The sequence below is a fragment of the Actinoplanes oryzae genome, assembly GCF_030757795.1.
Classification (GTDB): Bacteria; Actinomycetota; Actinomycetes; order Mycobacteriales; family Micromonosporaceae; genus Actinoplanes.
Genome location: NZ_JAUQWH010000119.1, coordinates 21,583 through 27,670 on the forward strand (window position 1 = coordinate 21,583; position 6,088 = coordinate 27,670).

At 70.1% G+C, this 6,088-nt stretch carries 6 protein-coding genes and 1 pseudogene; 6 read left to right on the forward strand and 1 reads right to left on the reverse strand.

What is annotated here, in order from left to right; all coding sequences use genetic code 11:
* Window position 1 precedes the first annotated feature (1 nt).
* From RBH18_RS30625 to RBH18_RS30640, 4 genes are all read left to right on the forward strand, one after another.
* Window positions 2-790, forward strand: a complete 789-nt coding sequence (locus tag RBH18_RS30625; protein ID WP_306213935.1) for a L,D-transpeptidase family protein — start codon at window positions 2-4, stop codon at window positions 788-790.
* 58 nt (window positions 791-848) lie between these two features.
* Complete coding sequence (locus RBH18_RS30630; RefSeq protein ID WP_306213936.1) at window positions 849-1,085, forward strand: hypothetical protein; 237 nt, start codon at window positions 849-851, stop codon at window positions 1,083-1,085.
* A gap of 101 nt (window positions 1,086-1,186) precedes the next feature.
* A complete protein-coding gene (gene tuf, locus RBH18_RS30635; protein WP_306213937.1) occupies window positions 1,187-2,374 on the forward strand; it encodes an elongation factor Tu in 1,188 nt (395 codons plus the stop codon).
* Window positions 2,375-2,415: 41 nt separating this feature from the next.
* Entirely contained in the window at window positions 2,416-3,120 is a 705-nt protein-coding gene (locus RBH18_RS30640) for an aspartate/glutamate racemase family protein (protein ID WP_306213938.1), read from the forward strand.
* Here RBH18_RS30640 and RBH18_RS30645 read toward each other — a convergent pair.
* Window positions 3,087-3,866 (reverse strand): SGNH/GDSL hydrolase family protein, encoded by a 780-nt coding sequence (locus tag RBH18_RS30645; RefSeq protein WP_306213939.1) that lies wholly within the window; start codon window positions 3,864-3,866, stop codon window positions 3,087-3,089. The genes RBH18_RS30640 and RBH18_RS30645 overlap by 34 nt on opposite strands.
* Before the next feature lie 407 nt (window positions 3,867-4,273).
* Here RBH18_RS30645 and RBH18_RS30650 point away from each other — a divergent pair, with 407 nt between their 5' ends.
* The gene (locus RBH18_RS30650; protein ID WP_306213940.1) at window positions 4,274-5,752 is read left to right on the forward strand and encodes an FG-GAP repeat domain-containing protein; all 1,479 of its coding nucleotides are present in this window, start codon (window positions 4,274-4,276) and stop codon (window positions 5,750-5,752) included.
* 109 nt (window positions 5,753-5,861) lie between these two features.
* A pseudogene (locus tag RBH18_RS30655) lies at window positions 5,862-6,088 on the forward strand (hypothetical protein); the annotation flags it as partial.

A 6,088-nucleotide genomic window follows, 5' to 3' on the forward strand; every position in this document is an offset into this window, starting at 1 on the left:
CGTGCGAAGGTTGCCGGCGGTAGGCCTGGTCGTAGCGTTCGGCGTCGTGGCGGCGCTCGGCTTCGGGGTGGTCCGTGCCCTGTCCGCGGATGCCGCGACGGTGCCCGCCTACCATCCGTCGAGGCTCAAGAACATCGGCGACGCTCAGCAGGTCGTCGTGGTGACGGGCACCAGCCGCTCGTCGACGTACGGGACGCTGCGGACGTACGTGAAGAACGCCAACGGCACGTGGAGCGCGAAGTTCGCCGCGATGCCCGCGCGCAACGGCTACGGCGGCTGGGAGTGGGCCGGGCTGCGGGTGCAGAACACCGGCACCTCCCCGATGGGCACCTTCCGCATCACGTCGACCTTCGGGCTCAAGGCCGACCCGGGCACCGCCATGCCCTACGTCAAGGCGGACAGCAACGACTACTGGGTCGGCGACAACAAGGACCCGAAGACCTACAACCTCCTCCAGCCCTGGGCGTCGGCCAAGCGGACGTGGCGGATCGGCGAGTCGGAGAAGCTGTCGGCCTACCCGAAGCAGTACGAGTACGTGGCGGTCGTCGACTTCAACCGCCCGGCCGGCTCGTCGGTCACCTGGGACAGCGCGCACTCGCAGCGCGTCACCAGCAAGCCGGTCTCCACGGTGCGGGGCTCGGCCATCTTCCTGCACATCAACGGCTCCGGGTCGACGGCCGGCTGCGTGTCGGTCAGCCGCGCGAACATGCTGACCGTCCTCAAGTGGCTCAACCCGGCGAAGAAGCCGCGCATCGTGATGGCGCCGCTCGCCGACATCGGCCGGGTGTGATCCCCTCCGGGCGGAAATACAGTCGCGGGTGCGGGCGTTACGGCCTATCGTGATCGCCATGTTCGCACTCGGTTCGCAGCAGCCCGCGAGGTTCTCCTCGCCGGCCGCTCCCGTGTGCGTGGCTGTCTCCGCCGCGGCGTTGTCCGTCGCGGCGCTCTCCGCGGCGGCCGTGTCCGCCGTGGTCTTCGTCGCGGCGGCGGTCTCGTCCGCGTCCGTGACCTCCTCCTCCGTGGCGGGCTTCCCCGCGGTGGACTCCGCGGCGGCCCTGGCCGCGGGCGCCGATACCCGACGCTGACCCTTCCCCGCCAGTCGCTGAACCCAGGGGGAGGGTGGTCCGGCCCTGCGCGGGTTCTCGCACGTCCCTTGTTTCTTACATCCAGTGAGGACATCTCTGTCATGGCCAAGAGCCAGTTCGTCCGCACCAAGCCGCACCTCAACATCGGCACCATGGGTCACGTCGACCACGGCAAGACGACCCTGACCGCCGCCATCACCAAGGTCCTGTCCGACCGCGACCCGGCCACCACCCGGTACGTCGCGTTCGACGGGATCGACAAGGCGCCGGAGGAGCACGACCGCGGCATCACCATCAACATCGCGCACGTCGAGTACGAGACGCCCGCCCGGCACTACGCCCACGTCGACATGCCCGGCCACGCCGACTACGTGAAGAACATGATCACGGGGGCGGCCCAGGTCGACGGGGCGATCCTCGTCGTGTCCGCCCAGGACGGCGCCATGCCCCAGACGCGTGAGCACGTGCTGCTCGCGCAGCGGGTCGGCGTACCGTACCTGGTCGTCGCCCTGAACAAGAGCGACGCGGTCGAGGACACCGAGCTGCTCGACCTGGTCGAGCTCGAGGTCCGCGAGCTGCTCAGCGAGTACGGGTTCCCCGGCGACGAGGTGCCGATCGTCCGCGTGAGCGCGCTGAAGGCGCTCGAGGGCGACCCGCGGTGGGTGCAGTCCGTCGTGGACCTGCTCGACGCGGTCGACGCGTACGTGCCGGTGCCGCAGCGGGAGCTCGGCGAACCGTTCCTGATGCCCATCGAGAACGTGCTCACCATCAGCGGCCGCGGCACCGTCGTCACCGGCAAGGTCGAGCGCGGCACCCTGCGCGCCGGCGAGCCGGTCGAGGTGGTCGGCCTCGGCCCGACGATCAGCACGGTCGCGACCGGGCTCGAGACGTTCGGCAAGTCGCTGCCGTCGGCCGACGCCGGCGACAACGCGGCGATCCTGCTCCGCGGCATCAAGCGCGACCAGGTGCAGCGCGGGCAGGTCGTGGCGCTGCCGGGCAGCGTGACGCCGCACCGCAAGTTCAAGGCCCACCTGTACGCGCTGACGAAGGAGGAGGGCGGGCGGCACACGCCGTTCGTGGCGAACTACCGGCCGCAGTTCTTCTTCCGCACCACCGACGTCTCCGGGGCGATCGACCTCGGCGAGCTGCCGATGGTGCTGCCGGGCGACACCGTGGACATCACGGTGGAGCTGGGCAAGGAGGTGCCGATGGACGCCGGCCTCGGCTTCGCGGTGCGCGAGGGCGGCCGGACGGTCGCCGCGGGCACGGTCACCGAGCTGCTCGACTGATCCGTCGAGGCATGGGCCCCTTTCCTGATAGGAAGGGGCCCATGCTGACGATCGGGATGCTCGGCGGGATGAGCTGGGAGTCCAGCGCGCACTACTACAAGCTGGCGAACGAGCTGGTCCGCGACCGGCTCGGCGGCCTCCACTCGGCGCGCTGCGTGCTGTGGTCCGCCGACTTCGCCGAGATCGAGGAGCTGCAGCGCACCGGCGACTGGGCGGCGGCCGGTCGCGTGCTCGCCGGCGCCGCCCGTCAGGTCGAGGCCGCCGGCGCGGACTTCCTGCTGCTGTGCACCAACACCATGCACAAGGTCGCCGACGAGGTGCAGGCCGCGATCGGCATCCCGCTGCTGCACCTCGCGGACGCCACCGCCGACGCCGTGCTCGCCGCCGGCCTCGGCACGATCGGCCTGCTGGGCACCGCCTTCACCATGGAACAGGACTTCTACCGCGACCGGCTCACCGCCCGCGGCCTGACGGTCCTCGTCCCGGACGAGCCCGGCCGCCGCGACGTGCACCGCATCATCTACGACGAGCTGGTCCAGGGCATCGTCCGGGAGGAGTCCCGGGCCCGCTACCGCGAGGTGATCGCTTCCCTCGCCGGCCGCGGCGCCCAGGGCGTCATCCTCGGCTGCACGGAGATCGAGCTGCTCGTCGGCCCGGCGGACAGCCCGGTGCCCGTCTTCCCGACCACCCGCCTCCACGTCGAAGCCGCGGTTCAGCTGGCGACGTCCTCCAGCGCGGGGAGGTAGCCGTAGCGGTAGCCGTCGGCGTTGGGGTGGAAGGAGTTGCTCGCCGGGATCAGGACGAGGCCGTTGAGGTAAGGCGCGGAGCTGCAGATGCCGTGCCCGGCGAACTCGTCCGTGACGTCCGACCAGACGAAGCCGGCCGCCTGGGCGCGCGCCTGGATGACGGCGTTCAGGGCGCGGGCGCCGCGGTTGAGGGCCTGGCGCTTGGGCAGGCTCATGAGGGCGCAGGACGGGGTCTCGGCGAAGAGGACCGGATAGCCGAGGACGACGACGGTGGCGTTCGGGGCGCGGGTGCGGATGTCGGCGTAGGTGGCGTCCAGCTTGGTGGGGATGGTCGTCTCCAGCAGGTCCAGCGCCTCCTCGACGGCGGCGGTGCACGCGGCCTGGCTCGAGAGCGTGCAGGTCAGCACGGTCGGGGCGAAGCCGACGTCGTTGCCGCCGATGGTCAGCGACACCAGATCGGTGCCGGTGCTCAGGGCGGAGAGCTGGGTGGCGCGCAGGGTGTCGGTGGTGGCACCGCCGCAGGCGACCAGCGTGTACGACGCCGGGTCGTGCGCGGCCGCGAAGAGTCCCGGGTAGGAGCTGGGGCTGCGCGAGCACGAGCCGGTCTGGCCCGGGGCGCCGACCCCGGAGGAGTACGAGTCACCGAGCGCGACGTAGTCGCCGGTGGCCGCGGCGACGGCGGGGCTGGCGGTCGAGGTGAGCAGGGCGGTTACGAGACAGGCGAGGACGGTCACGCGTCTCTTCATGGCGATGGCCTCCTGATCCGCGGGGGAGAAGGCCGGAGCGCTCCGGTTACCCGACAGTAAGACAATGTGACGGACAAAGAAACATAGTGACATCGATGTGACCAGGCAGTAATGTTCATCGATGCGTTGACGCAGCGTGGTGACGTTGATCACGCGGAGTCGCCTGTTGGCGCATCGTTGCTGCTCAATAACGCTTCGCGTCGATCGCGGCCGTCGCGAGGGGACACACGGGGTTCACCCGGCGTTCTAGTGTGCTTACCGATCCCGCACGATCCGGTGCCTGGGCGGCGCCCGTCCGGCGCTGCCCAGCGCTGGAGCCTGCCCGTTCCCGACCCGGGGAGACCGCTATTTCCAGGACCACCCGCCGGGCACTCACGTCGGCCGTCGCGGCCGCCGTCGCGTGCTCGATGCTGCTGGCGAGCAACACCCAGGCGTACGCCGCCGACCCGGCCCCGCAACGGGCCACGATTGGCAGCGCCGCACTCGCCGGGGACGACGAGGGCGAGAGCGACTTCGCCGACCTCGGCGCCCCCACCGGGGAGGCGTCGATGCTGGAGGGCGGCTTCGAGGTCGCCGCCGCCAAGGTGCCGGACAGCCCCAACTTCGGCCCGGCCATCGAGGGCTACGCCGCCGCCGACTACCAGACCACGTGCGACCCGGACGAAAAGCCCGGACCGGTCTCCCTGCGCGCCCTGCTGAACAGCACGTACGGCCTCAACCGCACCGGCAACATCAGCCGCGCCTGCGGGTCGGGCGGCAAGAGCGAGCACAAGGAGGGCCGCGCCCTCGACTACATGCTCGACGTGAACGACAGCGCGCAGAAGAAGATCGCGAACAGCGTCGTCGACTGGATGCTCGACACCGACAGCTACGGCCACAAGCACGCCGTCGCCCGCCGGATGGGCATCATGTACATCATCTGGAACCGCAAGATCTGGTCGGCGTCCCGGGCTTCGGAGGGCTGGCGCTCCTACAGCGGCTCCAGCCCGCACACCGACCACATCCACTTCAGCTTTGGCTGGCCGGGTGCCCGCAAGCAGACCTCCTGGTGGACGGCCGCGCTGCCGGAGGGGCCGGGCAGCGTCGACGGCGACGGGCGCGCCGACCTGATCGTGCACAACACCGCCGGTGAGATCTCGATCCGGAACAACAAGGGCAGCTTCTTCGAGAACAGCGGCACGCGCAGCACCGGCTGGGACAGCTACCTCGGCTATCCCGGGCAGGGCCGGCTCTACTACGCCGACATCAACGGCGACCGCAAGACCGATCTGCTCAACCAGCGCACCAACGGTGAGATCTTCGTCCGGTACAACCGCGGCTCCTACTGGGATGACGGTGTCCTGTTCACCAAGGGCTGGCAGGACTATCTCGGCGGCGAGGGACAGGGCAAGCTCTTCTTCGCCGACATGAACGGCGACGGGCGCGCCGACCTGATCGTGCTGCAGTACGACGGCAGCATCGTTGTCCGGTACAACCGCGGCAGCTTCTTCGAGGCGCAGCCGGCGGTCAGCCAGGGCTGGGCGGACTACCTCTACGAGGTCAACGGCAAGCTCTACTTCACCGACGTCAACGGCGACCGCAAGGCCGACATGCTGGTGCACCGCTACAACGGCGACATCAACATCCGCTACGGCACCGGCTCGTCGTTCGGCACCAGCTACCTGATCAGCGAGGGCTGGGCGAGCTACCTCGGCGACGGCAGCAACGGCCGGCTCTACTTCGCCGACATCAACGGCGACGACAAGAGCGACATGATCGTGCACCGCTACAACGGCGACATCTCCGTCCGCTACAGCCAGAGCACGTCGTGGGACGGCGGCACGCTGTTCTCGCAGGGCTGGCAGGACTATCTCGGCAACGGCGGCGGACGCCTGTCCTTCGCCTGACCCGCACCGCACCACGTCGGGCCCCGGCGTTCGCGCCGGGGCCCTGTGCCCATCGGGGGCACAGCCGTTCCTCAGCAGGTGCTCAGCCGGCCGGGTTAGCGTCGGGGTCATGGAAGAGGAACGAGCGAGGCGAGTCGTCGAGACGCTGCGCGGCCGCAACGTCTTCGCCCATGTGAAGCTGCCGCACGCCGGCATCACGCAGTACGGCATCCGCGTCGTGCTGCCCGACGGCCGCGAGGCGATCTGGGACAACGACGGCACCGCGGGGCTCGAGGCGCAGATCATGCGCGACGGGGTGCTCGTGGGCTTCGTGCCGTCGATCCCGGGCTCGGAGGG